This is a genomic window from Gimesia alba, from assembly GCF_007744675.1.
Lineage (GTDB): Bacteria > Planctomycetota > Planctomycetia > Planctomycetales > Planctomycetaceae > Gimesia > Gimesia alba.
The window spans coordinates 3,650,384-3,676,480 of the sequence record NZ_CP036269.1; the positions used below are offsets into that span (position 1 = coordinate 3,650,384).

Annotated in this window: 19 protein-coding genes; 12 read left to right on the top strand and 7 right to left on the bottom strand. The window is 50.3% G+C overall.

What is annotated here, in order from left to right; all coding sequences use genetic code 11:
* The first annotated feature begins 46 nt into the window (after positions 1-46).
* The 3 genes from Pan241w_RS13715 to Pan241w_RS13725 are packed head-to-tail and all read left to right on the top strand — an operon-like array spanning position 47 to position 5,483.
* Entirely contained in the window at positions 47-2,692 is a 2,646-nt protein-coding gene (locus tag Pan241w_RS13715) for a DUF1553 domain-containing protein (protein WP_145216595.1), read from the top strand.
* Positions 2,693-2,745: 53 nt separating this feature from the next.
* Positions 2,746-4,200, top strand: coding sequence for a DUF1501 domain-containing protein (locus tag Pan241w_RS13720; RefSeq protein WP_145216598.1), 1,455 nt, complete (start codon positions 2,746-2,748; stop codon positions 4,198-4,200).
* Between the two features lie 23 nt (positions 4,201-4,223).
* Positions 4,224-5,483 carry a M14-type cytosolic carboxypeptidase gene (locus Pan241w_RS13725; protein ID WP_145216601.1) on the top strand — a complete coding sequence of 420 codons (1,260 nt, stop codon included), beginning with the start codon at positions 4,224-4,226 and terminating at the stop codon, positions 5,481-5,483.
* Between the two features lie 251 nt (positions 5,484-5,734).
* Here Pan241w_RS13725 and Pan241w_RS13730 read toward each other — a convergent pair whose 3' ends face one another.
* The 5 genes from Pan241w_RS13730 to Pan241w_RS13750 form a co-directional block, all read right to left on the bottom strand.
* Positions 5,735-6,823: a deoxyhypusine synthase family protein gene (locus Pan241w_RS13730; protein WP_145223396.1), complete on the bottom strand. Its 1,089-nt coding sequence runs from the start codon at positions 6,821-6,823 to the stop codon at positions 5,735-5,737.
* A 217-nt stretch (positions 6,824-7,040) separates the two neighbouring features.
* Entirely contained in the window at positions 7,041-7,460 is a 420-nt protein-coding gene (locus Pan241w_RS13735) for an S-adenosylmethionine decarboxylase family protein (RefSeq protein ID WP_145216604.1), read from the bottom strand.
* 478 nt (positions 7,461-7,938) lie between these two features.
* Positions 7,939-8,907, bottom strand: a complete 969-nt coding sequence (locus Pan241w_RS13740; RefSeq protein WP_145216607.1) for a DUF1559 domain-containing protein — start codon at positions 8,905-8,907, stop codon at positions 7,939-7,941.
* Positions 8,908-9,065: 158 nt separating this feature from the next.
* The gene (locus Pan241w_RS13745) at positions 9,066-9,587 is read right to left on the bottom strand and encodes a hypothetical protein (RefSeq protein WP_145216610.1); all 522 of its coding nucleotides are present in this window, start codon (positions 9,585-9,587) and stop codon (positions 9,066-9,068) included.
* A 214-nt stretch (positions 9,588-9,801) separates the two neighbouring features.
* Positions 9,802-10,587, bottom strand: coding sequence for an alpha/beta hydrolase family protein (locus tag Pan241w_RS13750; protein ID WP_198000513.1), 786 nt, complete (start codon positions 10,585-10,587; stop codon positions 9,802-9,804).
* A gap of 454 nt (positions 10,588-11,041) precedes the next feature.
* Here Pan241w_RS13750 and Pan241w_RS13755 point away from each other — a divergent pair, with 454 nt between their 5' ends.
* Together Pan241w_RS13755 and Pan241w_RS13760 are read left to right on the top strand one after the other, a co-directional pair.
* On the top strand, positions 11,042-11,971 hold the full coding sequence (locus Pan241w_RS13755) for a response regulator (RefSeq protein ID WP_145216616.1): 930 nt from the start codon (positions 11,042-11,044) through the stop codon (positions 11,969-11,971).
* A 90-nt stretch (positions 11,972-12,061) separates the two neighbouring features.
* A complete protein-coding gene (locus Pan241w_RS13760; protein WP_145216619.1) occupies positions 12,062-12,808 on the top strand; it encodes an SDR family oxidoreductase in 747 nt (248 codons plus the stop codon).
* A 13-nt stretch (positions 12,809-12,821) separates the two neighbouring features.
* Here the strand turns inward: Pan241w_RS13760 and Pan241w_RS13765 are convergent, their stop codons facing one another.
* Positions 12,822-14,156, bottom strand: coding sequence for a polysaccharide pyruvyl transferase family protein (locus tag Pan241w_RS13765; protein ID WP_145216622.1), 1,335 nt, complete (start codon positions 14,154-14,156; stop codon positions 12,822-12,824).
* 170 nt (positions 14,157-14,326) lie between these two features.
* Here Pan241w_RS13765 and folB point away from each other — a divergent pair, with 170 nt between their 5' ends.
* The gene (gene folB / locus Pan241w_RS13770) at positions 14,327-14,698 is read left to right on the top strand and encodes a dihydroneopterin aldolase (RefSeq protein ID WP_145216625.1); all 372 of its coding nucleotides are present in this window, start codon (positions 14,327-14,329) and stop codon (positions 14,696-14,698) included.
* A 1-nt stretch (position 14,699) separates the two neighbouring features.
* Positions 14,700-15,203 (top strand): 2-amino-4-hydroxy-6-hydroxymethyldihydropteridine diphosphokinase, encoded by a 504-nt coding sequence (gene folK, locus Pan241w_RS13775; protein ID WP_145216628.1) that lies wholly within the window; start codon positions 14,700-14,702, stop codon positions 15,201-15,203.
* Here folK and Pan241w_RS13780 read toward each other — a convergent pair.
* Positions 15,200-15,481 carry a hypothetical protein gene (locus Pan241w_RS13780; protein WP_145216631.1) on the bottom strand — a complete coding sequence of 94 codons (282 nt, stop codon included), beginning with the start codon at positions 15,479-15,481 and terminating at the stop codon, positions 15,200-15,202. The two genes, folK and Pan241w_RS13780, sit on opposite strands and share 4 nt — an antisense overlap.
* Positions 15,482-15,890: 409 nt before the next feature.
* Here Pan241w_RS13780 and Pan241w_RS13785 point away from each other — a divergent pair, with 409 nt between their 5' ends.
* From Pan241w_RS13785 to Pan241w_RS13805, 5 genes are all read left to right on the top strand, one after another.
* On the top strand, positions 15,891-16,418 hold the full coding sequence (locus Pan241w_RS13785) for a TadE/TadG family type IV pilus assembly protein (RefSeq protein ID WP_198000514.1): 528 nt from the start codon (positions 15,891-15,893) through the stop codon (positions 16,416-16,418).
* A 42-nt stretch (positions 16,419-16,460) separates the two neighbouring features.
* Entirely contained in the window at positions 16,461-17,033 is a 573-nt protein-coding gene (locus tag Pan241w_RS13790) for a TadE/TadG family type IV pilus assembly protein (RefSeq protein ID WP_145216637.1), read from the top strand.
* A 60-nt stretch (positions 17,034-17,093) separates the two neighbouring features.
* On the top strand, positions 17,094-18,890 hold the full coding sequence (locus Pan241w_RS13795) for a vWA domain-containing protein (protein WP_145216640.1): 1,797 nt from the start codon (positions 17,094-17,096) through the stop codon (positions 18,888-18,890).
* Positions 18,891-19,403: 513 nt separating this feature from the next.
* Positions 19,404-24,545, top strand: coding sequence for a DUF1549 domain-containing protein (locus Pan241w_RS13800; protein WP_145216643.1), 5,142 nt, complete (start codon positions 19,404-19,406; stop codon positions 24,543-24,545).
* Between the two features lie 80 nt (positions 24,546-24,625).
* Positions 24,626-26,095 (top strand): DUF1501 domain-containing protein, encoded by a 1,470-nt coding sequence (locus Pan241w_RS13805; RefSeq protein WP_145216646.1) that lies wholly within the window; start codon positions 24,626-24,628, stop codon positions 26,093-26,095.
* The last annotated feature ends 2 nt before the right edge of the window (positions 26,096-26,097 follow it).

Genomic DNA, 26,097 nt, shown 5'->3' on the forward strand with positions numbered 1-26,097 from the left:
TTAACTCCCGCCCTGAACGTGTTCCCTTTCAAAAAGGAACCATGCTTTGTACTACCGAGCCATCACTTTTCTGCTGACGGGATTTGCTTCCTGTCTGGCCTGGAACGTTTCTCTCAATGCTGCAGACTCCAAAGTCACCTTTGAGAAAGAGATTCGTCCGATTTTTAAAGCCTATTGCTTTCATTGTCATGGCGAGGAAAAAGAACTTTCCGGATCGTTGGATGTCCGTTTGCGTCGCCTGCTGATGAAGGGCGGCGATTCCGGAGAGGCAATCGTACCGGGTAAACATGCGGAGAGCCTGCTGTACCAATATGTGGAGTCGGGGGAGATGCCGCCCGATGAGAAGCTGCGTTTGAAACCTGAAGAAGTCGCGTTGATTGCAAAGTGGATTGATCAAGGCGCTTCAGCCGGTCCCGAGCCGAAGGGCGATATCAAGCCGGGCGAATTTCTGATTACCGAAGATGAACGCACACATTGGGCGTTTCGACCGATCAGGAAAACAGCAGTTCCCGAAGTGACGGAATTAGTAAAAGAACAAAACAAGACCGACGTCAATCCGGTTGATGCGTTTATCGCGCGAAAGTTGAACGACAATGGACTCTGGTTCTCTGAGGAAGCGGATCGACTGACTTTGATTCGACGGGCTGCTTTTGATTTGACTGGGCTCCCCCCTGCTCCGGAAGAGATCAAAGTCTATCTGGCAGATCAGTCGCCGGATGCTTATGAAAAAATGATTGATCGCTTGCTGGCTTCCCCGCATTACGGTGAGCGTTGGGCCCGGCACTGGCTGGATGTCGCCGGCTATGCGGATTCGGAAGGCTACAATGATAAGGATATTGTTCGCCCGGATGCCTGGCATTATCGGGACTATGTCATTCGTTCGCTCAATGCCGATAAGCCCTGGGATCAGTTTATTACCGAACAGTTGGCAGGTGACGAACTGGTGAAAGCGACGCACGCGTCGGCTCAGAAACTGGTCGATCAGGACCCTGCTGTTTGTGAAAAGCTGACCGCAACTGGCTTTTTACGTCTGGCGCCTGATGGCACCGGTTCCAGTCCGATGGATCCCGCGATCGCCCGAAATCAGGTGATTACCGAAACCGTCAAAATTATGTCATCGTCGTTATTAGGCATGACCATTGGTTGTGCGGAGTGCCACCATCATCGGTTTGATCCCATCCCGCAGCAGGACTTTTATCGGTTACGAGCCGTGATCGCTCCCGTGTATGATGCAGAGAAATGGCGGATGCCTGCCAGTCGTCGGGCGGCGTTGATGTCGCCAGAAGACAAAGCCAAGGCGGCCAAACTAACGGCAGAGGTTAAGGAGCTCGACGCCGAGCATAACAAGGTCAAAGCAGAGGTCACTCAACTGATTGCCGAGCGGGTTTTGAAAGAAATTCCGGAGTCAGAGCGAGAACAGGCCAAATTGGCATATGAGACAGAAGTCAAGAAACGCTCACAAGAGCAAGCCGAGTTTCTCAAAAAGAAGTACCCGATGCTGGACCTGTTAGTGCCAGGCAGACTGCATTTGTTTCTGGCACGTTACAAGGATGGGAATGAGCTGAAAAAACGGTATGAGGACATCAAAGAAAAAGCAGACAAGCTCAGAGCTCAGATTCCCCAGCCGGAATACATACGAGTTGCGACCGAAGATCCACAGCATCTTCCGGAAACCTTTGTCTTTTATCGTGGCGATATTTCTTCACCTGAAGCAGACAAGATTGAACCCGGTGGTTTGACGGTGATTGGTTCGGAAACGGAGAATGTCTTTCCCGTTAATAATCCAGAATTGCCGACGACCGGCCGCCGATTGGCGTATGCCCGCTATTTGACGAACGGCAAGCATCCGCTGGTAGCGCGTGTCTTGATGAACCGGTTCTGGATGCATCATTTCGGGAAGGCGATTGTCGATTCGACGGGCGATTTTGGTTCGCGTTCGTCTATTCCTACGCACCCGGAACTGTTGGACTGGTTGGCTGCTGATTTTATGGAGCATGGCTGGCAGTTGAAACGGATTCATCGTCTGATCATGACCTCGCGGACTTATCGGCAGACCTCCACCGCGCATTCGGAGAAAGCGGCTTCTATCGACGCTGACAACCGTCTGTTATGGCGGATGACGATGCGACGTCTGGAAGCGGAAGCGATTCGCGATGCGATTCTGGCGGTCAGTGGCGATCTAAATCGGGAACAGTTTGGCGTACCGGTTCCCGTCGCTCTGTCAGATAGCGGGATTATTACCGTGGGCGCCGGAAAAATTTCTGAAGATCGGCGCGAGTTGAAGCGATCGATTTATATCCAGGTGCGGCGGACGCAACCGGTGACGATGCTGAATGCCTTCGATGCGCCCAGTATGGAACCCAACTGCGAGCGGCGGGTGTTTTCGACGGTGGCAACACAGTCGCTGGCCTTGCTCAACAGCGAGTTTATGCGAAATCAGTCGGTCGCGTTTGCGAAGCGGGTGTTGGCAAGTGCCGGTAAAGACGCCGATGATGCGACATTGATTAAAACGGCCTGGAAGATGGCACTCAGTGCTGAGCCTTCCGCGGCAGAAATGCAGGCGCTGGAGAAAAGCTTCGCATTGCAGCTAAACGAATACGAATCCAAGAAAGTCAAAGATCCCCGGCAGGAAGCGTTGGCTTCCCTCTGTCATGTTCTGTTCGGGACCAACCAGTTTCTCTATGTTGAGTAATAAAATTACACGGCATACTATATAAATTACCTGATCTCCGAAGGGAGTGAGTTGTGTTACAACAATTTGATCAATCTTCTGCCAGTTCCCGTCGTCATTTTCTGGCGCAGAGTGCATTCGGTGTTTCTTCGCTGGCGCTGGCATCACTGTTAAAAGAGGAACAGCTGCTGGCGGCCCCGGAAAAGCCCGCACTGGAAGAGAAAACATACGATCTGCTTCCGAAGAAAACGAATCACCCGGCACGGGCCAAGTCGATGATTTCGATCTTCTGTGGCGGCGGACCAAGCCACCTCGACCTGTTTGATCGGAAGCCGATGCTCGATCAATATGCGGGTAAACGCTTTCCCGGAGATGGGATCAAATACGATAACGCCGGTCAGGCGACATCGATCATCATGCCCGCACCCAATACGTTCGAAAAGTGTGGTGAATCGGGGATGGAGATCAACACGGCGATGCTGCCTCACTTGGGGGAAGTCGTCGATGACATCACGTTGATCCGCTCGATGCAGCTGCCGAATATTCGCAATCACGTCGCAGGCATGCGGGCGATGACCACCGGTCGCGGACGCGAAGGCTGGCCTTCTCTGGGAAGCTGGATCACCTATGGTCTGGGCGCAGAGACGCAGAATCTTCCCGCGTTTGTTGCGATTACCATTCCCCGAAATCCCGTTGGTTCTCCGTTCTGGGACAGTCGCCATCTGCCTTCCATTTATCAGGGGACAGTTGTCAGCAAGTCGGAACCGCGGATTGCCAATTTGAATCCGATCCGGGAATTGAGAGGCAAGCCACAGTCAAATCAGCTGGATCTGTTGAAAGAACTAAATCAGATTCATCTGAAACGACACCCGGGCGAAGATGATCTGTCGGCACGGATTGCCAGTTATGAACTGGCGGCCCGCATGCAGACGGCGGCGACCGAAGCATTGGATTTGACCAAAGAGACCGAAGCGACGCACAAAATGTATGGCGTTGATGATCCCGTGACAAAAGAGTTTGCCGATGCCTGTATTTTGGCGCGGCGGTTTGTTGAGCGTGGTGTGCGTTTTGTGCAGATCTGGAATTATGCCTGGGACATGCACGAGAATATCTTTGAATCGCTGCAAAGGCGCTGTGATGCCTGCGATAAACCGTGTGCTGCCCTTGTGACCGATTTGAAAAATCGGGGTCTGCTGGATTCCACAATGGTTCAATGGGGGGGCGAAATGGGACGTCTGCCTGTGATTCAGGATCGTGGAAAAGGGAAGAAACCGGGCCGCGATCATAACACTGAAGGGTTCAGCATCTGGATGGCGGGCGGCGGGATCAAAGAGGGCCACGTGCATGGTGCGACGGATGACTTTGGTCATCGCGCCGTTGAGGATGTGGTCACCCAACACGATTTTCATGCGACGCTGCTGCATCAGTTCGGTTTGAATTACGCAGACTTGAATTACGCTCACAATGCCCAGCCTGTTGCGCTGGTTGAGCCTGGTCAGGGAAAAGTGGCGACCGGTATCTTGAAGTAAGTTCGTGGATCTAAGGAGCAGATATGCTGGGGCGACGTGTTGTTTTGATCGGATTCATTCTGTCAGTCATTGTCGCTGTCCCGCATGCAGGGGCTGGTGAGCTTACTGTTTCTTCTGCGTTTGAGGGGGGATCTGCAGAAGTTCTGGAGATTGATCAGACCACGCGCTCCATTAAAATACGCCCGGCGGGAGATCCGCAATTTGGCTGGCCTTGCTGGTGGTATTTTCAAGTGACCGGGATTCAGCCCGGCGAAGCGATCACTGTCACCGTCGATGCCAGTCAGATGAAACAGGCGAACGGTCAGAAGCTGTCGAGCAATTGGGCTCTGCCTGAACGGGCTGCTTTCAGTGTCGATCAGAAACACTGGCGGCAGACGCCCGCCGGAGTCAAAGATCCTGGCACGTTCCAGTGGACAGTGAAAGTGGACGCGGCACAGGCGTGGTTTGCCTGGGGGCCGCCGTTTGTGCCCGCTGATGCGAAACAGCTGGTCGACCGCTTGAGCCGGGAGCATGCTAATGTGACGGCGTTTGAATTATGCAAGACACGTGCGGGGCGTGCGGTTCCTGCATTAGTGGTAAGCGAAAGTGGGGACAAGAATGATTCACGAATGGTGATCTGGGTTCAGGCCCGTCAACATGCGTGGGAGTCGGGGGGCAGCTGGGTTGGTCGCGGGTTCATTGAATGGGCGGTCAGCGAGGATCCGCAGGCGATGGCATTGAGAAAGAAAGCAGACATTTATTTTGTTCCGATCATGGACGTCGATAATGTGGCGACCGGAAACGGGGGCAAAAATCAGGTGCCGCATGATCATAACCGGGACTGGTCAGAAACGCCTCGCTGGAATTCCGTCAAAACGGCGATGCGGTCAATCAAAGAATTTGATGAGCAGAAGCGACTGGTGCTGTTTGTCGATTTGCACAATCCGGGGTCGAATTCCAAACGCCCGTTTTTTTATGTGACGCCCCCGGAACTGGCGACAAAAAAACGGAAACAGCTTCAGGGTGCGTTCATTGCCGCTTGTCGGCACGAGATGAAAGTGCCCTTGGAGTTAGATCAGAATACCCCGTCGACCGGACCTAAGTATGATCAACGCTGGAAGGAGATCTCCAGTAACTGGGTTCGCAGCGCGACGCGCGAGCATGTGGTGGGGATTACGCTGGAGACCTGCTGGAATACCCGGTACAGCAATCCTGCGGGTTACATGACTGTGGGCCGACAATTGGGACTGGGCATCGCTCGGTATTTGAAGACCGACCCTCGCTCATCCTCTGCCCCTGATTGATCGGTGCTACCGTTCGAAGGTGAAGTGTCCGCAGTGCGTAGCAGTATGCTTGAGCTAGATAGTGTTTCTTAATTCGAACTGGCTTTACCAAAGACGCCTAACCGGGGCTAACGCCCTACGGCTAATGCGCATTTACTGCGATCATCGTCCTCAAAACAAAGTCAACAGCACACTGTCGGCCACGGTGAATTCTTACATAGATAACTCTATAGACCTCAAAATCACGCTCAGAACTAATCAATCAACGCGACCTAGCGGGACTCGTCCAGCTTCTCAAAGACGGCTTTCATCAAGAGCGGCAGGACGACGGTGGCATCGGCGTAGACTTCGGCGAAACGGCCGCCATCTTGTGGAGAAACGAACTTGCCCCAGCTGACTCCTTCCGAATAGGTACAGCCGGAGAGGCCGCCCCAGTGAACCGGTTCGGGACAGATGCGGATGCCGTATTTGAAACGGGGTTCTTTCCATTCTGTGCCGAGCCGATAGTTGGCGATTTCGTAATAAGGGGCGACCTGCTGTGCCCAGTTGCGGGGGACGCCGCCACCGATGGTGAAGATACCCAGTGTGGAGGCATCTCGCATCAGTTGAGCGTATTCCTGCAGGTCAATAAAGGGGTTGAAGCTGGGAAGTGCTGTCAGGATCTCGGCCTGATCAAGGTCTTCCAGTGCTTTACCCGACTGGGCGATGTATTCCGACATGGCCCAGGTGGAGACATCGAGGCCGATTTCGCTGTCGGTGAAGGCGGGGATGAAGACGGGGACGTTCTGTTCGTAGGCACTTCTGAGGATGCCGCGCCCTTCGTCGATTTCGGAGAGCCGCTTGCCTAAGGCTCGGCAGAGTCGGGCGGAGGACCAGACCCCGTCTTCGGGTTGGGATTCTCTGAGCACGGAACGAACCAGCCGTTCGACGTTATTCAGGTTGGATTCCATTTCCAGTGTATCGTAAATGCGGTTATAGCCCTTTTTATACAGGGTTTCGTCTGAATCGGCGGGGTTGTACTGGTAGTGAACCAGCCCGATGGATTCGGTCAAGCCGTGTGCGATGAGTGCGCCAGTGGCGACCACCGCGCGGACCAGACCCCTGTCGATCATGTCACAGATGATGCTGCCCTGCTTGGCGACGGTCATGGCACCGGAGAGTGTCAGGATGGCTTTACATTCGGTGTCTTGCGACATTTCCAGCAGGATATCATAAGCGACGCCCAGCTTTCGCCCCGAGAAGGCCGTTTCGGACATAGCCTGCAGCAGGTCAGAGAAGGAATTGACATTGGAAAGATCCAGGCTTTTCAGAGGCTTTAAACCATCGCCTCGTCCATCGTGGAATTCTCGTTCACCGCTCATGTTTTGCTTTCTATTGGTGTCGCTGCGAGTGTCGTCTGCCGGAATCGATCCATCCGTCAGGTGCGCTCGATGACTGTCAACAGACATCGAAACACACCTGGCGTGATTTGATGGTATCTTGGAATTCTAAACCAGTCAAATTACCCGTTCCGGGATCAAATCAAGAACTGGAACCAGTTTCAGGAGGTATACCGGGCGGGAATGGTTGGATGAGAATTTATAGAGCGACGATCTGTTCTGCTTCCGTGTGGGAACTGGCTGGTTCCTGTAAAGCAGGTCTCCCATTGGGGATAGGGAATCGGGGCATCTCAAGAATACTGACGTCACCGAGGTCGACTTCTTCCCGAATGTAACGCAATACGTCATTCGGGTCGGTCTCGCCACAGGTGAAAACGTCCAAAGCGATTAAGCCCAGGTCGGCATAGCAGTGAGCTGAGCAGTGGCTTTCATCGAGAAGGCACATCGCGGTGAAGCCCGGTGCTGAATTATGACCAAAGTGATATCGAACCTGTGAAATCACAGTTGCACCAGCGCGTGTTGCTCCCCGCGCCATGGCTTCAAGTACCAGTTGGTCGTTTAGACAAACGTCCCGCGGGACATTACGACAATCAATGAGAAGATGTCTTCCTTTATGCAACTCATAAACCCTCCACTAGAGGTGCCAGAAAAAAATGGGCATCCGATTGTTAATGAAACTGTTCGAGACGATTTCGAATCGTAATGCCTATATCGGTACGCTTTTTTAAAAGTTCGAGATTATTATGTGATCACTCAGGAAAATACAAGAAATAAATTCACGAATTTGCGTGGAATTTACAAAAATAGAACCGGAATCGGTTCCCGGGATCTCTTTCCCTGATTTGGAGGTCCAACTCAGGGCGTGCTCTAGGCTTCTGATTGTCTCGAACTGATGGATACGGCTCTGGTTTTTCGGTCCCTTTTCAGGCCGGGATGCGCAAAATCTACAGGAGCGAATCTACCTTCTCTGTCCTGAGAGACCGGGTATCTTTTGGATGGGCAAAGTGGTTTCCCAGTGACTCTGAATGAATCGAGGCCGGGGCACCGTGGGGCACCTCGGCCTCAGCCAGGATGGTCATTGAATCAGGTCGAATGTCCTAGAATTCTCCGATGACATTCCCATCACTAATCGTTCCCAAATAGCGGAAGGTATCGTAATTCATGTTCTCGCTGAGAAAACGGACGGCCCCGTCACCCAGGAGAAAATGAGCGCCCCCTTCATGCTTACTGGAGAAATTGGCAATATGGTTGGTGGTATTTGGCGGATGTTGCATGGTCATCATCCCCCCCTGCCCGACGTGACCAAGGATCAGCGAGGCGGGGCCTTCCGTCATCGAAGCCATCGCCATGCCGGCGGGACGTGTCGCATCAGGGATGGCTGCATACCAGGTGGAGTCGGCTTGAATGACCGTGGTGGCCCCTACAAACTGATGCTGGTGAGAGCGTTCGCCCACGACAATCGTATTGGAGGCTCCGTCGGTGATATCACGAATTTTGATATTCGAGTTCCGGAACAAGATCCCTTTGTCATCGGGATTTCCCGGAGCCGAGGTCAAGCTGCCATATCCGAAGATCCCGACATAGTTTGCTGAAGAAAGCTGGTAGGTATTCGTGCCATCTGTGACAGAGAACACGCCTTGGTGCGTATCGCTGGGACAGCGAAAAATGGGAATCGCTTCGTCAGCCAGTTCAATGTTAGGTGTGACGGTCGCATCCAGATTCAGATTGAGCTGATTGTAGAGTGGTGCCTGATCCAGATATGGCAGGAGCATGGTGCCCCAGGCAAAGCCGGGACCAGTTTCAAAAGTGCTATCCTGAGTAGGATTGACACCACGGGCAATGTAACCGGGAGGATACGCGCGGTGTGAGTCATGATAGTTGTGCAAAGCCAGACCGATCTGCTTCAGGCTGTTTTTACAGGTAGAGCGTCGTGCCGCTTCCCGGGCCTGTTGGACAGCCGGTAACAGTAGTGCGATCAGGATCGCGATAATCGCGATGACTACGAGGAGTTCAATGAGTGTAAATCCACGTTTTTGTGGTTTGAATTTTGGTGTTAAAGAATTCATGGAGGTTTACCTAATCCGATACAATAAACAATCGCTAACGTAGCTTGGATTGACGTTAGCCGACTTACGTGGTGGGAACGAGTTGCTGTGCTGTCGGCGGAGGACAAAGGGAGTTGCCGACCGCTGGAACACCGCAAACGCAAAGAGGGTTACCACACTTATTGCTGCGGAGGTGGCGTTTCTGGTGAGAAGGCGAGCGTGACTGGCAGGTCATCGCCGATCGTCAAAGGGAGCTCCAGATGATCGGCCGAACTCAAAACCGGGCGTGAATTCAGGTCTCGGGGCGCGATGGTGTGCAGCCCTTGACTGGAAGAGTTACCACATCCACAGTGGGACGAGATCTGGCAGCTGTTCGATTCTGATTTGTCAGACTTGGATTGGGGAGCTGTTTTCTGCTTGTGGGAGCAGCAATCGCGAGCCGTTTGTGTTTTTGTCTTGCAGCACGATTTCGATGCCGTTGATTTTTTCTTCAGCGTGCTGTTGATACAGCAACAGCCAGAGTCTGTTTTCACCTGGACAGCACAACGGCACTGCTTCCCCTGATCCAGAAGAGGAACGATGCCGGTATTGGAAATCAGATAGAACAGGCATAGCAAATTGACGCAGACAGCCCGCGGAATACGATTCCGTCGCGCTCTCTCTTTTAAGTCAGGTTTTGCGGATACCAGGTGGGAACTCACTCGAAATACTCGATTCAAGGCAGGTTACAAATTTTTTAAGGTCACATCCCTGCACTTATTATTGTTCTGTCGCAGTCAGGAGATGAAAAGAGAACAATGTGTTTTTTTTGCTTGAACGAGCAAAATTCTTTTCAGAATCAAAGTGGTCGAGAGACGGTTTTTCTCTGGTCATGGCCGTTTTTGGATAGCCATGACCAGATTCTGTTTCGAGACTTCAATTTGGTTGGCTCTTTTGGGGCATGGTGTGTTTCACAATGAACGCGACAACCTGTTCTGGCTCGGGGTGTTGAAAATGGTGCCCTTTTGATTTTTCGGTTCCGGTTTTGACCGAGATGACTTTGAAGTTGTCCTTGCGATCTTTCTTGGGAACTCGGCTGAACATCAAATAGGTGTTTTCATCGGGAGGCACAACCTGATCATTTTCTGAGACAATGTGCAATACCGGAATCCCGGCTTCGGCGATGATCTGAATGCGGTCGATGGGATTGTTTTTGTATGCCAATGCTTCCGCTTCGGTCATCTTGTATGCTTTGAGGCAGGCCTGCCAGCTTGCTGCCGAACCCTGACTTTTTCCTTTACCGCCCGGCCAGCTTTTGAAATCACAAACTGGGGTATCGGCATAAATGCAACTGACCTTCTCCGGGTTTTTGAGTGCCCAGTTGTAAATAAACAGGCCTCCCCGACTGACTCCTTCAAGAGCCACTTTCGATTGAAATCCGTGTTGCTTTGTTAAGTAGTCATAGAATTGATCGCCATATTCAATCGCCTGTGGGGAACCAAACAGATTCGACACATCCAGGTAAGCGATATGAAAACCTTGTTTCAGGAGTTCGACGTCCATTTCATAATGGAAGTCTGGAAATCGAGCGCGCCAGACCCAAGGCTTGCCTGGCGCTGTTTTGTCCGGAGTCACCACATAACAGTTGCGTCCCGCAATCTGAAAACGAAAGCGTTTAAAGCCGTGCCACTCGTCTTGCTTGCCCGTCCATTCAGATTTCACTGTAGCTTTTGTGGAGGTATATACTTCACTTTGGGGAAAGAGCAAAAGCGATGTTATAAAAGAGAGGAAAAAAATGCGAAAAAGTAGAGGCAGAGGTTTCATTGCAGGTTCCTTCGGTGTCCACAGGGATTTGAGGACATTCGCTGTTGTTATCTGGTTAAAAACTCATGAGTTAGCGTTACAGTCTATTCAGTCTGGTTTACACGATCTTCATCAAATTGTCGATGGATCGTGCTGATTTTGTCGAATTTGTGTTTTCGCGATGAGGGGGAAAGGTCTTCCCGAATCAAAGGGAAACTACCAATAGAGTTTTCTGACATATAGTTTAGGCAATCAATATTCAAATTTAAGTTGTTGCGAGAACCTGATGTCAGGTTTTGGTGTGGAAACGTTTCAAATCCATACCGTTCGCAGTTTTTAAATAAAGCAGTGTTTGTAAAGACGGGTTTGTGCTATGTCTCTCATTCCAGCTACACATACAACAGAAACATTGACCAGGCGGTTTTCAGAACCAGTCATTAATTCTGTACTCGACGTATTCAAGTATTTTGTTGGAACAACTGTCGAACTGGTCAAAGTTGTCGAAGTGCATGAAGCTCCTCGCTATGAGAAGAGCTCAGCAATTGAAGTCAATGGACCAGGCAAAGGCATCGTGGTGGTCAATGTACCACGGGAACTGGTTTCCAAGGCCGTTTCGCTGCTGATCGATGAATCGCTGGCCGATGACGAACATGTTCTGACGGATTTTTCATGTGAATTGTCAAATATGATCGCAGGTCAGGCCAAAAAGGCGGTTGACCATATGGGATTTTTATTAGGTCATCCTTCTGTCATTGAAACCGAGCACATTGACACATTATATCCCCCGGAAGCCGGTTCTCAGTGTGGTATTTTCAATACCGGCATCGGTCCGATCATTGTCTATTTTGGTTTTGTCGGGCAACTGGGCGATATTGTAGATTATGACCATGAGGATGCAGACAAGAAACGCGTGATGATCATCGATCCCGATGAAATGAATCGTGCTTTATTTGAGGGCTTATTACACGAACGTTACATCGTCGAGAGTGCTGCCACTGTGGAAGAGTCATTTGCGGATGCGGCAATTCATGTTCCTGATTTAATTCTGCTGGATATCGATGGCAGTGAAGGAAGTCATGCGGAAGCGGTGAAATACATTAAAGAGTCTCCTTTTGTTGGAGACGTCGAAGTTCTGGTCATGACGTCAAATCGTTCGACAACGTCCATCATACAGGCGTTTAATCATGGTGCGAGTGACTATATTCTTAAAACGGACTTCACAAAGCAGATTCTGGTTGGCAAAATAGAGCGCGCACTCGGAAGAACGCCGGTTGTCAAAGAGGAAGTTGCTTCTACGAAATAACTTCAATCAGTTTATTAGTGATCTTTGAATGACCCCGGTTATTGACCGGGGTTTTTTCATTGTGGTGACCTTATTAAATGGAGTTCCAAGTTGAATCTGGAAGGAAAAGTAGCCGTGATCACCGGTTCCGCTGTCCGCATTGGTCGTTCGATGGCGCTGGCGCTTGCAGAAGCAGGCTGTGATCTCTGTATTCATTATCACACTTCAAAGCAGGACGCAGAGCAAACCTGTGCGGACATCAAGCAACTTGGAAGACGGGCGATTGCGGTTTCGGCTGATTTATCTGCTCCCCTGCGGGCGGCTTCCGAAATTTTCGATGCTACTGTCGCTGAGTTTGGCAAAGTCGATATTCTGATTAACAGTGCGTCTGTTTTTGAGAATAAGAATCTGCAGACTTCGACAGAACAGGACTGGGACGCCCATCTCGATATCAATTTGAAGGCCCCTTATTTTTTGTGTCAGCGTTTTGCAGAAGCATTTCAGTCAGGTCAAACAGGCCGGATTGTCAATATTGTCGACTGGCGAGCATTGCGGGCCGGCGTGGGGCACCTGCCTTATCGGATTACCAAAGCCGGTCTGGTGACTTTAACGGAATGTCTGTCGCTGGAATTAGCTCCAAATATCCAGGTGAATGCGATTGCTCCCGGTGCGATCCTGCCGCCCCCAGGCCAGGATGCGTCCTATCTGGAAAAACGTGCCGCAAATGTGCCCTTGAAGCGCGCAGGAAATCCCCAGGAAATTTGTGACGCCCTGCTCTATCTGTTGCGATCTGACTTTGTGACGGGAGAAGTGTTGACGGTTTCCGGAGGGGAACAGTTTTCAGCCGGATGTGAGTGAACGCAGCGCTGGCTCAAGTGGAATGGGACTTGAGAACCGCTTGTTTCACAGTTTGCATGGTTCGTTTCTGGCGTTGCTGAATCGATTGCATGACCGATTTCAGCTTGGCGCGCGATTGTTCAGGATTGCCTGCGACAGCCATCACACGGTCAGCAATTTGTTGTTGATTGACCTCATCAATTTCAAAGGTCCAGTCTTTGAGCCCGATATCGTACCACATTTGTCCTTTGATGGTATCGGTCGGTTGGCGGACATAAAGTCCGGGCGTGCCAAATGCGCAGGCGATGATGGGAGAATGACACTCCATGCTGACGACGGCAGCGGCATCGCGATACAGGGAGCCTGCTTCGTCGGGCAGCCAATAATCGGCATGAGCCACCACCTGCGGTTTGACGTCTGCGGGAAGTGGATCGATCACCAGGGGCTGAATGATTTCAGTCTGATAGGTCATTTCCGGACAGACGACCGCTTTTTTCCCGGTGGTTCGAACCCATTTGATAATGGCGGCTCTCAGTTTTGCGTGATCGATTTCCTTATATTGTTCATTCACCGATTCAACTTCCTGGATTTTCTCCTTGGACCAGCGGATTCCTTTGTGGATTTTATGATACGGAGTAAATCTCAGCCGGGGGACGGCACAGAGGTAGCTCCCTGTTTCCAGCTGGTGTTGCTGTTGAAACTTCGTTGCTTTGGCGTCGTCGGTTAAATCAATGGCAAACGTGGCATCGGGAGCGAAATCCTGATGCGCGGAGGTGACCTTGGCGTCTTTGAGATTTTTGAGGGAATGGGTTTCCCGTGTGAAGATAAAATCGGCTCCGGAGAGCAGTTCGTGTAATTCCGGATTGATGTTGGAGACGGTCACACCATAAATGCCGTAAGGTTTGCCGGTCGATTGTTTCCAGAAAGCCAGTTCTCTGCGGGAAACAACACTGGGGCCGGAGCCATGCAGAAAGAAATCTGCTTGTTGGAACGCTTGTTCAAGGTCCTGAGAATCCAATTTGCCATCTCGTCGGAGTCTGCCTTTGACGATTTTCAGATCGGGAAATCGTTTTTGCAACATTGGCTCCACTCCCCGGTCGACACTGTTCGGCCAGAGAATGATCTGGAATTCCGGAGCATAGACTTCGAGTAGTTTCAAAATTCCGGGCGAGTGGCCGATATCACCAATATTGACCGTCTGCCAGCCGGAACGGAGCAAAAGTGTGGGCCGATCTCCTGATTTTGTTGTCGAGTGAGAGAACGCCTGTTGTTGCAGCATGCTGCTATGGAATAGTCCGGCGATGCCCAGAGATTGGCAAGCCGCCTGTTTAAGCCAGGTGCGCCGAGTCGTGTTTTGTTGTTGATTCATTATTCTGTCTGCTCCCAGCCCGATCCTGTTTTAAAAAGAAATCACTCATTTCCACCGATAAGATGAGTCTTCTAATCTGTGCAATCGGGCAAACTCATACTATAGTGCTTTTAGCTATTGTAACCTTTATTCAACCCACGTCTGCTCTATATTAAACCTCTCTTACAAATATGTCTGATCAAATCCATATTTCCGATTTACTGCTACGCACCATCATTGGCATTAATGAGGAAGAAAGAAATAAGCGGCAGGACGTACTCATTAATCTGACGATGCAGGTTGATTTGAAGGCTGCAGGCCGTTCAGACGAAATTAGTGATGCCGTGAATTATCGCACCATCACGAAAGAGATCATCGATCTGGTTGAAAATTCACAGTTTCAGCTGGTGGAAAAAATGGCAGATGAAGTGGCGAAAATCTGTCTGAAAGATGAGCGCGTACAGCAGACGACAATCAGGATTGAAAAGCCGGGTGCGTTACGCTTCGCGCGTTCGGTCGGGGTGACGGTTGAGAGGACGCGTGACGATTTTTCCGGAGTGTGAAATGAATCAGGCGTTTCTGGCATTAGGCAGCAATATCAGTCCGGAAGAAAATTTACCTCAGGCTGTCCGGTTGTTGGAAGCATCGGGTCACATTTTGGGGCGGTCTTCCGTCTGGCAAAGCAAGCCTGTCGGGGATACCAATCAAGCTGATTTTTTGAACGCAGCAGTCCTTCTGGAAACAGAATTGGCGGCAGCAGAAATCTGCCTGGAAGTGATTCCCCAGATTGAACGCGACCTGAATCGAGTGCGTGATCCACAGAATAAAAATGGGCCGCGAACGATTGATATTGATCTGGTGCTGTTTAATAGCGAACAGTTGAGTATTGAGCACCGCATAATACCGGACCCGGACATCCCGGAGCGTGTCTTTCTGGCGGTTCCACTTGCGGAACTGACTCCCCAGTTTTGTGTCCCTGGACTGGAAAGAGCTTTAGCGCACATTGCCGATGAACTACAGGCAAAGAATGGCAGCCAGTTGATTCGACGCGATGACGTCGTACTTTAAGAATCGGACAGCAGCAAAGCGTCGCCAGGCAGGCAGGCCATTTTAAAGAACAACCCCTGCTCTTCGCACTGAGATTTATAAGCCTCGGGCATTTTCTGTTCTGTTTCTTCATCCCATTCAAGAATGTAAGTGCGCTCGGCGACCTTCTTGCCGCGGACTTCGACCACCATTCCTGTCCAGCCTTCACAGCAGATTTCGGGAAATTCTGGAACGCAGACTCCTTCTTTTACCCGAATATTTGAGCCTGCTTTGATAGTTGAAGAAGCCTTTTTACCCATAATTTATTCTACCAAAACATATTTTATTTTTATTTTTGAGAAGCAACCAATTGGTCCGTCAGTCGACAGTGTATCGCCAAAGCAGCATGAATTTCAATTGAAGCAGGCGGAGAACCCTCTTTCCGATACAAGAAATTAACAATTTTTCCGGGATCGTCTGCCAGATGATGCTTTTTCGCCACATGTCTGGTGAGGAGCGATGGAACTGTTTTACATCCTGTAGTGGTAGTACAACATGGGATGATTTCCTTTTTTTTGCAGAAAAAAAACAGCACCTACCCATTCCTGAGCTATTGTTTTAATGGATAAAACCCTCCCCTCTTGAAAACGTTCTCCCAGCACTCTGCAGGTTTGCAGAACAAAAATGACCAAGGAGGGACCGATAAATTTTATTTTCAAGAGGCATGCCATGTTTACGCGGCGAAGCCGACAGGCATTGAATCAGAAATCTCAATCAAAACGTTCCGGGGCCACCCTGGTGGAACTGGCATTTGTGACCCCCGTCTTCCTGGTGTTTGTGTACGCCATTTTTGAATTCGGCTACGCCTACATGGTGTCAAATATCATTCAGGAAGCGACGCAGGAGGGTGCCAAACTCGGGCGTTGTGAGGAAGTCACGACCGCGCAGGTGCAGGACAAAGTCAAACGGATGCTGGATACGGTTTTCGATTCGGATTTAGCGACAGTGATGGTGAAAAACGCCAGTTCGTTTGATACACCCGGCACCGATGTCGAACAGATCAATTACTCGACTCTGCCTGATATTGAATTAGCCAACGCTGATAAAGCCCAGCTGTTTATTGTTCGTGTCGAAGTTCCTTACAAAGATGTTCGGCTACTGAGTTCATTTTTTGTTGATCCTGTGAAAGCAGCTGAGGCTGCGGCGAAAGAGGATAGCATGATCTTGTCCGGGCACACTGTCAGACGTCACGAATAAACAGCAGAAATAAATCAATTCATTGTTTGCAGGAGTAAACTCATGCGTGTAATTCAAAACAAAAGACCGAATTCAGGAAAGGCGATTGCAAGCCGCAGAGGTGTGGCTGCTGTCGAATTTGCCTTGGTGGCACCAGTCTTCCTGGCGTTAATTCTGGGAATGGTTGCCGTCCGCAAGGCTGTGCACACTTCGACAATCATGGATGCGGCACTGGCTCAATCGGGGCGACTGGCTTCGATGGATGCCGACTTGAATTTGCCTTCCGGAATGACATTGAATGACAAAATTATTCTTGATGTCCGTAATTTTCTGCGCGCATCCGGGATTGAAAATGATGAAACCAACCTGACGATTACCATTACTCATGCGGATGACGCACAAGGGGTTCCCCTGGATCCGATGCCGAATCCTCCCAGTGATGGAGCTGAGTTTGATTTGAGTAATCCAGATAATCGCAATCGGTTATTCCGGATTGGGATTGAAATACCCGATGGAGCAACCAGTACGAAACTCACCGATATTATGAATCTGGAAGGATCAATGGCCAAACCGATGAGTGGCGATCCTGTCTGGGATTTAATTTTGAATAACGGAACGACAAAGATCGTCAACTAGGAACACACATATTTTTTATGAGTATGATGCTCAGTTTTCTGGGGAGCACGAGGGGGAAACATGAAACAGTTACCAATGACTAAAAAAGAAAAAATGGACCTGCCGGGCGATCAAAATCGCCGCGGTGCGTTCATGGTCATGGCGGTACCATTTCTGATTGCGACCATGGGGTTCATGGCGTTCGGAATTGATATTGCTGTGATTACGATGACCAAGACCAGAATGCGAAATGCGGTTGAAGCCGCTGCTCTGGCTGCGGCACAGCAGATCACCGATGCTGTGCAGTCTACCGCGAATGACATTCAACAGGGACAAGATGTTGGAAACGCGGTGCAGGATGCAAACTCCATTGCCGTGGATGCCGCCAAAGCGATGGCGGAAAAAGTGGCTCGTTTAAACGGGGTGTATGTTGATCCGGAAACCGATGTCAAATTCGGAAAGCGGTATCAGGATGCCTCCGGGACGTATCACATGGTCTGGGGTGAAACAGCGAAACCGTATAATGTGGTGAAGGTCATCGCTCGACGAGATAATCCAGCAGAAGGCCAGCAGGATTCCAAACTGCAACTGTTCTTCGCCGGCTTCATGAGCGACAAGACAGCTGCTGTCACAACATCAGCGATTGCCTTCATTGAAGCACGTGATATTGTACTGGTACTCGACTATTCGGGTTCCATGAGCTACGACAGTGAGTTCGGTGCCATGTCGTCATACAGCATGGGCAAACCAGCTGTTGAGAGCAACCTGGATGATATCTGGAATACGCTCGTTGCATCGGGTGCGACTTACTCTGATACGGGCAAATTGAAATTTCCCGCATCGGGTTATGGGCTGATCAATTCTGCTGAGGGAACTTATCTCAGTTCGTATGATGATGAGTACATCTTCAACTCTCTGGGGTTGGGTGATGTTGATTCCAGTGGAAACCTGAAGTATCCGTTCCCACAGGAAGGGAAGGATTACTATGGAAACTTAAACGGCCAGCCAACTGGTTACACAAACAAAAGTTTGTGGAAGAACTACATCAAATGGGTTCGGACGAATAGTACCGTCAACAATTATGGTTACCGTAAGAAATACGGTTACCGTACTTTAATGGGCTATCTGGTTGGAAAACGCAAGAAAAATAATCAGTCTGAAGATTTATGGCGGGCTCCAATTTATCCGTTCCATGCGATGAAAGAAGGCGTGACCTTATTCACGGACTTCCTCGATGGATTGCAGTTCGGCGACTATATCGGACTCGTAACGTATGATGATTCATCACGCGTGGAATCGGTTCTGAATGATGACGGCGTCCTGGATACCGTTGATCTGGGGGACGAACTGATTACGAATCGTTATGCCGATATCGATACGATCCAGAGACACAAACAGGCATCACACTATGCTCCCTACACCGGTATGGGTTACGGGATTCGTGATGCAAAAGAGTTGTTAGAGTCTCATGGTCGTGCTGGTGCCCGTCCGACGATTCTGGTAATGACAGACGGGAACGCAAACCGTTCTCCCTCTGACTGGTCACTTCCCGGAAGTTGGAACTGGGATGAAGTCACCGATTTCGATGGAGATGGTCAAGCAGACTATGCGACCAGCAGTCGCGATAAACAGTATGCGTTCTGGCAGGCAGTCGAAGCTGCCAACCTGGGCTATACCGTGCATACGATGACTGTGGGTGCGGGAGCTGACCGAAATCTGATGCAGGCGATTGCCAAAGCTTGCAACGGAATTTGGATTGACGCCCCCGGTGGTGCCACGATCGAGGATATGCAGGCACAGTTGCTGGTTGCCTTTGGTAAAATCGCAGCCAATGTGCCACCTGCAAAATTGCTGGCAGATCCTGAGAGTGATTTCTAAAGCAAACGAATTTGTATAGATTCGTGCCTGCTTGGGTTGATTTTCTACCTGAGTGAGAGAGGTGACTGGAAACAGTCACCTCTTTTATTTTTAAATAGCCGCTTTCGGTAATGTTGTTAACTAATCGGACACTCTTCGGTCAGATCTGGTGATTGAAGTCGCCGTGCTATGGGAACCGAGTCAGACTTAAACCAAAACGGGTCTGCTCTATCCTGGTGATTTCATTTAAATAAGCGATAAAAATTCAAAAAAATGAGGAAAAAGTAGAATTTTTCATCGACGAAGAATTACGATATATTCATAATAAGACATATATCATTGCAATAGAGAATTTAAGTTCCTGGCCGAAGTCGGTCTACTATAAACTTATCCTTCCACTACTCTCACCCGGATTGATTTCTTGCTCTCCACCCAGAGCCCTCTCAGAATCAGTCAGGGGCAATGAGAAGAGATTGCCTCTTTTCATCACCAGAGTTATTTTAACTTAGGTTTGCCAAAAGGGGGTTGAGGTTCATGTCCTTCGACAAGTTCCGTACATTTGCTTTCTACGCGTCTGTTTTCTGCGCTTTCTCCTGCTCTAATCTGTTTGCTGCGAATCCACCTGCGGCGAAAACGAAAGTCAGTTTTTATCAGCAGGTTCGTCCCATACTTCAGGCCCAGTGTGCCGGCTGCCATCATCCGCGGAATCCGGAAGGGAGCTATGTCGTCACAGAGTTTTCGCACTTACTCAAAGGGGGCGAAAGTGAAACGAAGGCCATCATTCCCGGTCAGCCAGACAAGAGTTATCTGGTCGAGCTGATCACGCCTGACGGTAACGAAGCAGAAATGCCGAAAGCGAAAGCGCCGCTCTCACAAGATCAAATCACTTTGATTCGAACCTGGATTCAACAGGGAGCGATTAATGATTCTCCCCAGAAAGTCGAATATCGCTTTAACAAAGAGAACCCACCGACCTACTCTGCCCCGCCGGTAATTACTTCGTTGACGTATTCTCCCGATGGAAAATTACTGGCAGTGGCCGGCTTCCATGAAGTGTTGCTGCACGCCGCCGAGGGCAACAAGCTGGTAGGACGCTTGATTGGAAAATCGCAGCGGATTGAATCGGTTCAGTTTTCACCAGATGGGAAATATCTGGCGGTGACCGGCGGAACACCGGCTGAGCGTGGCGAGATCCAGATCTGGGATGTGGCCAAACAGACCTTGAAGAAATCCATTCCTCTGACTTACGACACCCTGTACGGGGCCAGTTGGTCACCTGATGGGAAACTGCTGGCCTTTGGTTGTGCTGACAATACCGTCCGCGCGATTGAAGTCGAAACCGGCAAAGAAGTCTTTTATCAGAACGCACACTATGACTGGGTGCTGGATACGATCTTCTCCACCGATGGGAGCCATATTATCTCAGTCAGCCGTGACCGGACTACGAAACTGGCCGAGCTGAAAACGCAGCGATTCATTGACAATATTACATCGATCACCCCGAAAGCATTAACTGGAGGACTGGCGGCGATCGATCGGCATCCGACGCAAGACACGATTCTGGTTGGCGGGGCCGATGGTGTGCCGAAACTCTATCAGGTCTTTCGGCAATCCAAGCGGGTGATTGGCGATGATGCGAATCTTGTGCGCAGCTTCCCTGCTCTCAAAGGTCGTATCTTTGGTGTGGATATTCACCCCCAAGGCAAGCAACTAGTTGCTGTCAGCAGCTTAAATCATACTGGCGAGTTAAAGGTCTTTTCGTTTGATATCGGTAAGAAAATTCCCGATGATCTGGTGAACATTCTGAATAAACGCGTAGCTTCACGAAGTGCAGAAGAGAAAAAACTAATCGCAGAGAGCCGGACTAAGTCCGTCAAGCTGGTGAGTGAAGTCAAAATTCCGGAGACCGGTCTGTATACGGTCTGTTATCATCCCCAAGGGGATGTGATTGCAACCGCGGGCCAGGATGGGCAGGTTCGATTGTATGAATCTCAAACAGGGAAACTGAAAAAAGCATTTGTGCCCGTTCCTCTACAGACAGACCAGCCAGAACTGGCAGGCAAAAAAGGTGCGGCACCCCAATCGAAGCTGGTGCTGGTCGACGTCAATCAGCAGAAGCTGCCGAAAGAGGAGTTTTCGAATTCCGATCCGCTGGTGAAGCTGGAAATCCAGCCTGCGGCAGCGACCATCGCACAAAAATACGACACGGTCCAGTTTCTGGTGACGGGCCATACGAAATCCGGAGCCAAAACCGATCTCACACGCCTGGCAAAAGTGGTACTCAACAAACAAGATCGTATTCATGTTTCTCCCACTGGTTTAGTACGGGCATTGCAGCCAGGAACAACTGACGTGACCTTCAGTCTGCATGGCGTCAAGGCGACCGCCAAGATTACCGTGGCGGAGTTTCCTGCAGATTACAGTCCTGATTACTGGCGGGATGTCGCGCCGGCATTTACGAAAATGGGTTGTAATTCCGGGCTATGCCATGGGGCTAACAAGGGGAAAGACGGATTTAAGCTCTCCCTGCGCGGGACCGATGATCTGTTTGACTTACGGGCCTTTACCGATGACCTCAAGTCCCGCCGTGTCAATCTGGCATCTCCCGAACAAAGTCTGATTTTACTAAAAGCGATTGCCGAAGTTCCTCATAAAGGAGGACAGGTCGCACTTGCCGGCGATGCGCATTATCAGATTGTCTCGTCCTGGATTAAAGATGGGACGCCATTGAAAAAAGATGCACCGCGCGTCGCCAGTATCAAAGTCACTCCTGAAAACCCGATTGTTCCCCACGCCGGATTACTCCAGCAGTTCCGTGTGTTAGCTACATATGACAATGGCGAAGTTCGTGATGTGACTTCCGATTCATTTATTGATTGCAGCAATATCGAAATTGCCAAAATGTATCATGGCGGGATTGCAGAAGTGCTCAGACGGGGTGAAGCACCACTGCTTGCCCGTTATCAGGGAAAGTATGCCGCGACGACGATCACGGTGATGGGAGATCGTTCCGAGTTTGCCTGGAAGCAGCTTCCCGTTCATAATTACATCGATGAATTGGTTGATCAGAAACTGAAGAAGACCAAAACATTGCCTTCGGATTTGTGTACCGACGCCGAATTCATTCGACGGGTTTACATTGATTTAACCGGCCTGCCTCCCACCATTGATGACGTGAAAGCATTTTTGGCCGACAAGCGGGAGTCAAAACTGAAACGGAATGAATTGATTGATCGTCTGCTGGGCAGCAAAGAATTTGTCGAACATTGGACAAATAAATGGGCAGACCTGTTGCAGGTCAATCGCAAGTACCTGGGGACTGAAGGGGCGAAACTCTTCCGGGACTGGATTCGTAAATCGGTCGCAGAGAATGTGCCTTACGACCAGTTTGCTTACCAGATTCTTTCCGCCAGTGGTTCGAATAAAGAGGTTCCCGCTGCATCGTACTTCAAGATTCATCGAACCCCTGAAGATACGATGGAAAACACGACGCACCTGTTCCTGTCGATCCGTTTCAATTGCAACAAGTGCCATGACCATCCCTTTGAAAAGTGGACTCAGGATCAATATTATGAAACCTCTGCTTTCTTTGCACAATTCGATTTGAAGAATGCACCGGAAAGTAAGGGACGCACAATTGGCGGAACTGCCGTTGAGGGTCGGAAGCCTTTGTTCGAAGTGGTCTTCGACAAAAAAGAAGGCGAAATGATTCATGAAAGAACCGGAGCAAAAGCACCGCCGAAATTCCCCTACCCTGCCGACTTTAAAGCAGAGAAAAAAGATTTGTCGCGACGTGAAACACTGGCCCGCTGGATTACCTCCCGCGATAACCAGTACTTCGCGAAAGCGTATGCAAACCGGGTTTGGGGTTATCTGACCGGAACCGGTTTGATCGAACCGATCGATGACATTCGCGCCGGTAATCCTCCTTCGAACCCGGAGTTGCTGGAACGCTTGACGGCCGATTTCTTATCGCATGACTTTGATATCCGCCACTTAATGCGGGTGATCTGCCAGTCACGGACGTATCAGCTTTCGATTGAGTCCAACAAGTGGAATGAAGACGATACGATTAACTATTCGCACGCGAAAGCGCGTCGCTTGCCTGCAGAGGTCCTGTATGACTCACTCTGCCGTGTGACGGGATCGTTGTCGAATATTCCCGGCGTTCCCGCGGGAACCCGTGCTGCGGAATTGCCTGATGTAGGCTTTAAATTGAAAAGCGATTTCCTGGCTAAGTTTGGTCGTGCTCAACGGGAGAGTCCTTGTGAGTGTGAACGCTCGTCTGGTGTCCAGTTAGGGCCGGTAATGGCTTTGATCAGTGGACCCACAGTCGGGAATGCCATCAGCGATCCAAATAACGCGCTCAACAAACTGGTTCAGGAAGAAAAAGATGATGTCGCACTGATTGATTCTATTTTCCTGCGTGTTCTGAACCGTCCTGCCACTGCAGAAGAGAAGCAGGCGGGCGTCAAACTGATTCAGCAGCAGATCCAGAGCGAGCATCAGGCGTTGACCAAACGTCTGGCGGCTTACGAAAAGAGTTTGCCCGCGAACATCATTCAACAGGAAAACCAGCGCGTCAAAAATATTCAGGATGCACAGCAGGCGGTGGCGACATTCCAGCAGGCAATCGCTCCGCGGGAAGCCTGGTTGAACAACGAACAAAAAGAACGTACCGCCAAATTGCAAAAAGCATTGACGGAATATCAGAAATCGTTGCAAGGCAAAATCGAAGCCTGGGAGAAAGCAGAAGCCACCGGTACCAAGTGGGTTCCACTCAAGCCGGAGACGATGTCTGCGACGAATAAGGCGAATCTGGAACTGCAGAAGGACCTGTCAATTCTGGCAAAAGGACCAAATGGCAAAGGCGATTACCAGATTGTGGCTCATACCAATCTGAAAGGAATTTCCGCTGTCCGTCTGGATGTTCTGACCGATGATTCCCTGCCCCGAAAAGGTCCTGGTCGTTCGGGAGACGGCAACTTCGTCTTGAATGAATTCGAAGTCTATGCCGCTCCTAAATCGAAACCGGATCAGAAAACGAAATTGACGTTGTTCAATGCTCAGGCTGATTTCAGCCAGAATACCTATGATGTGAAAACCGCCATTGATGGTCAGGTTAAACCTCAAGGGAATGGCTGGGCTGTGGCACCACAAACTGGAAAATCGCATAAAGCGAGTTTTGATATTCAGTCGCAGGTTGCCGCTGATGCAGAGGGTACGATTCTAACATTCGTGCTCAAGCAGCAGTTCAGCAGTAATACACATTCGATTGGCCGGTTCCGGCTTTCCGTGTCGAATGGGACAGGACCGACTACGCTGGATAATCATCCTCAGGACATTCTAGCGATCCTGAAGAAGAAATCGGATCAGCGAAATGCGGCTGAGAAAAAGAAACTGCTCGAATACTTTAGCAAAGCCGATAGTCAATTACAGGCAAAGCTGAAAGCGGTTGCTGAAAGTAAAAAGCCGCGTCCGACCGATCCCAAACTGGTGGAATTGCGCAATCATCTGGTAGCGATGCAGGCAATTCGCCCCGTCGATCGGAAACTGACTCGCTTGCGAAATGATGTTCAGCTCAGTGCTGAGCAGGTAAAACAGAATCGTCTTGTTGCAGCTCAGGACTTGACCTGGGCACTCATCAACAGTCCCGCGTTTCTGTTTAATCACTAAAGACTGTTTCGAAACACGTTGATGAAACTGATGGATACAATACTCAAACCGATCTCTAACAGAAGTGAGGAGATGCTGAAATGCTAATCATTCCAGGTCAACCCGGCAAGGAAGTGTGTGAGTCTCGCAGTCAAATTTCAAGACGCGATCTATTGAGGGTCGGTGGTTCCAGCATGATGGGAATGGGGCTCGGCTCGATGCTGCAGCTTCAGGAAGCGGCTGCCAACAATAACGAGGGAGGCGGCCCCGGTTGGGCAAAAGCCAAGAGCGTAATTTTGATCTTCCTGCAAGGCGGTCCCAGCCATATCGATTTATGGGACCCCAAGGAAAATGTGCCTGATAACGTGAAGAGCGTATTCAATCCAATTTCCACAAAGCTGCCGGGAGTGCAATTCACCGAACTGCTGCCGAACTTAGCCCAGAACAACGACAAGTTTACGATGATTCGTTCGATGAGCTATACGCCTAAAGGACTCTTCAATCATACTGCTGCGATCTACCAGATGCTCACCGGTTATACGACCGACAAAGTCAGTCCTTCCGGTCAGTTGGAACCGCCCAGTCCCAAGGACTTTCCTAACTTTGGTTCGAACATCATTCGGCTGCAACCTCCCAATGTTTCCATGCTGCCGTTCGTGATGCTGCCCCGCCCGCTGCAGGAAAGTAATGTGGTGGGAAAAGCAGGAACCGCCGGATTCCTGGGACGTGCCTTTGATCCTTATTATCTGTATCCGCCCGGAGATGATATGGATATGAATAAAATGGACAAGATCAGTGTAGACGATCTCAAGTTGCGTCCCGATGTTTACACATCGCGATTACAGCGACGCGCCAGTCTGCGAGACACAATCAACAAAGGCATGCCTCAGTTGAATAAAGCGGTTGAGGATTACAAACTCGACAAATATTATTCACGAGCCCTGGATCTGGTGATTTCCGGGCGTGCCCGTGATGCGTTTGCCCTCGATCAGGAATCGGATGCGATGCGTGACAAATATGGCCGTAACACATTCGGTCAAAGTTTGTTGCTCGCACGTCGCCTGGTGGAAGCGGGCACTCGTGTGGTTGAAGTCGTCTGGCCGAAAGTCGCCAACTCGAATAACCATTCCTGGGACGTACATACCGGTCTCACAAATCGCCTGAAAAATCAGTCGGCTCCCATGTTCGATCAGGGGCTCGCCAGCTTGATTTCCGATCTCTATGATCGGGGCACACTCGATGAAACGCTGGTTGTCGCCGTCGGTGAGTTTGGTAGAAGCCCACAACGGGGTGTGAGTACTTCGGGGAACTCCAACAGTGATGACGGACGTGACCACTGGCCTTACTGTTACACGTCTCTGATGGCAGGTGCGGGTGTCAAGCGAGGTTATGTGCATGGGGAATCGGACAAAACAGGTTCCAGCCCCCGCAAAGATCCGGTTCACCCGCGTGAATTGCTGGCGACGATTTACCATTCGTTTGGCATCAACCCGGAAACGATTGTGTATAACCACCTGAACCAACCTCGCGAGTTGGTCAAAGCCCAGGCGGTGACGAAGCTGATGGGTTAATC

What these genes read in the sequence shown, in the direction of transcription:
- Pan241w_RS13725 (WP_145216601.1), top strand. Translation starts at nt 4,224, where the DNA reads ATGCTGGGGCGACGTGTTGTTTTGATCGGATTCATTCTGTCAGTCATT.
- Pan241w_RS13795 (WP_145216640.1), top strand. Translation starts at nt 17,094, where the DNA reads ATGAAACAGTTACCAATGACTAAAAAAGAAAAAATGGACCTGCCGGGC.
- Pan241w_RS13765 (WP_145216622.1), bottom strand. Translation starts at nt 14,156, where the DNA reads ATGAATCAACAACAAAACACGACTCGGCGCACCTGGCTTAAACAGGCG.
- Pan241w_RS13730 (WP_145223396.1), bottom strand. Translation starts at nt 6,823, where the DNA reads ATGAGCGGTGAACGAGAATTCCACGATGGACGAGGCGATGGTTTAAAG.
- Pan241w_RS13740 (WP_145216607.1), bottom strand. Translation starts at nt 8,907, where the DNA reads ATGAATTCTTTAACACCAAAATTCAAACCACAAAAACGTGGATTTACA.
- Pan241w_RS13755 (WP_145216616.1), top strand. Translation starts at nt 11,042, where the DNA reads ATGTCTCTCATTCCAGCTACACATACAACAGAAACATTGACCAGGCGG.
- Pan241w_RS13805 (WP_145216646.1), top strand. Translation starts at nt 24,626, where the DNA reads ATGCTAATCATTCCAGGTCAACCCGGCAAGGAAGTGTGTGAGTCTCGC.
- folK (WP_145216628.1), top strand. Translation starts at nt 14,700, where the DNA reads ATGAATCAGGCGTTTCTGGCATTAGGCAGCAATATCAGTCCGGAAGAA.
- Pan241w_RS13785 (WP_198000514.1), top strand. Translation starts at nt 15,891, where the DNA reads ATGTTTACGCGGCGAAGCCGACAGGCATTGAATCAGAAATCTCAATCA.
- Pan241w_RS13790 (WP_145216637.1), top strand. Translation starts at nt 16,461, where the DNA reads ATGCGTGTAATTCAAAACAAAAGACCGAATTCAGGAAAGGCGATTGCA.
- Pan241w_RS13780 (WP_145216631.1), bottom strand. Translation starts at nt 15,481, where the DNA reads ATGGGTAAAAAGGCTTCTTCAACTATCAAAGCAGGCTCAAATATTCGG.
- Pan241w_RS13800 (WP_145216643.1), top strand. Translation starts at nt 19,404, where the DNA reads ATGTCCTTCGACAAGTTCCGTACATTTGCTTTCTACGCGTCTGTTTTC.
- folB (WP_145216625.1), top strand. Translation starts at nt 14,327, where the DNA reads ATGTCTGATCAAATCCATATTTCCGATTTACTGCTACGCACCATCATT.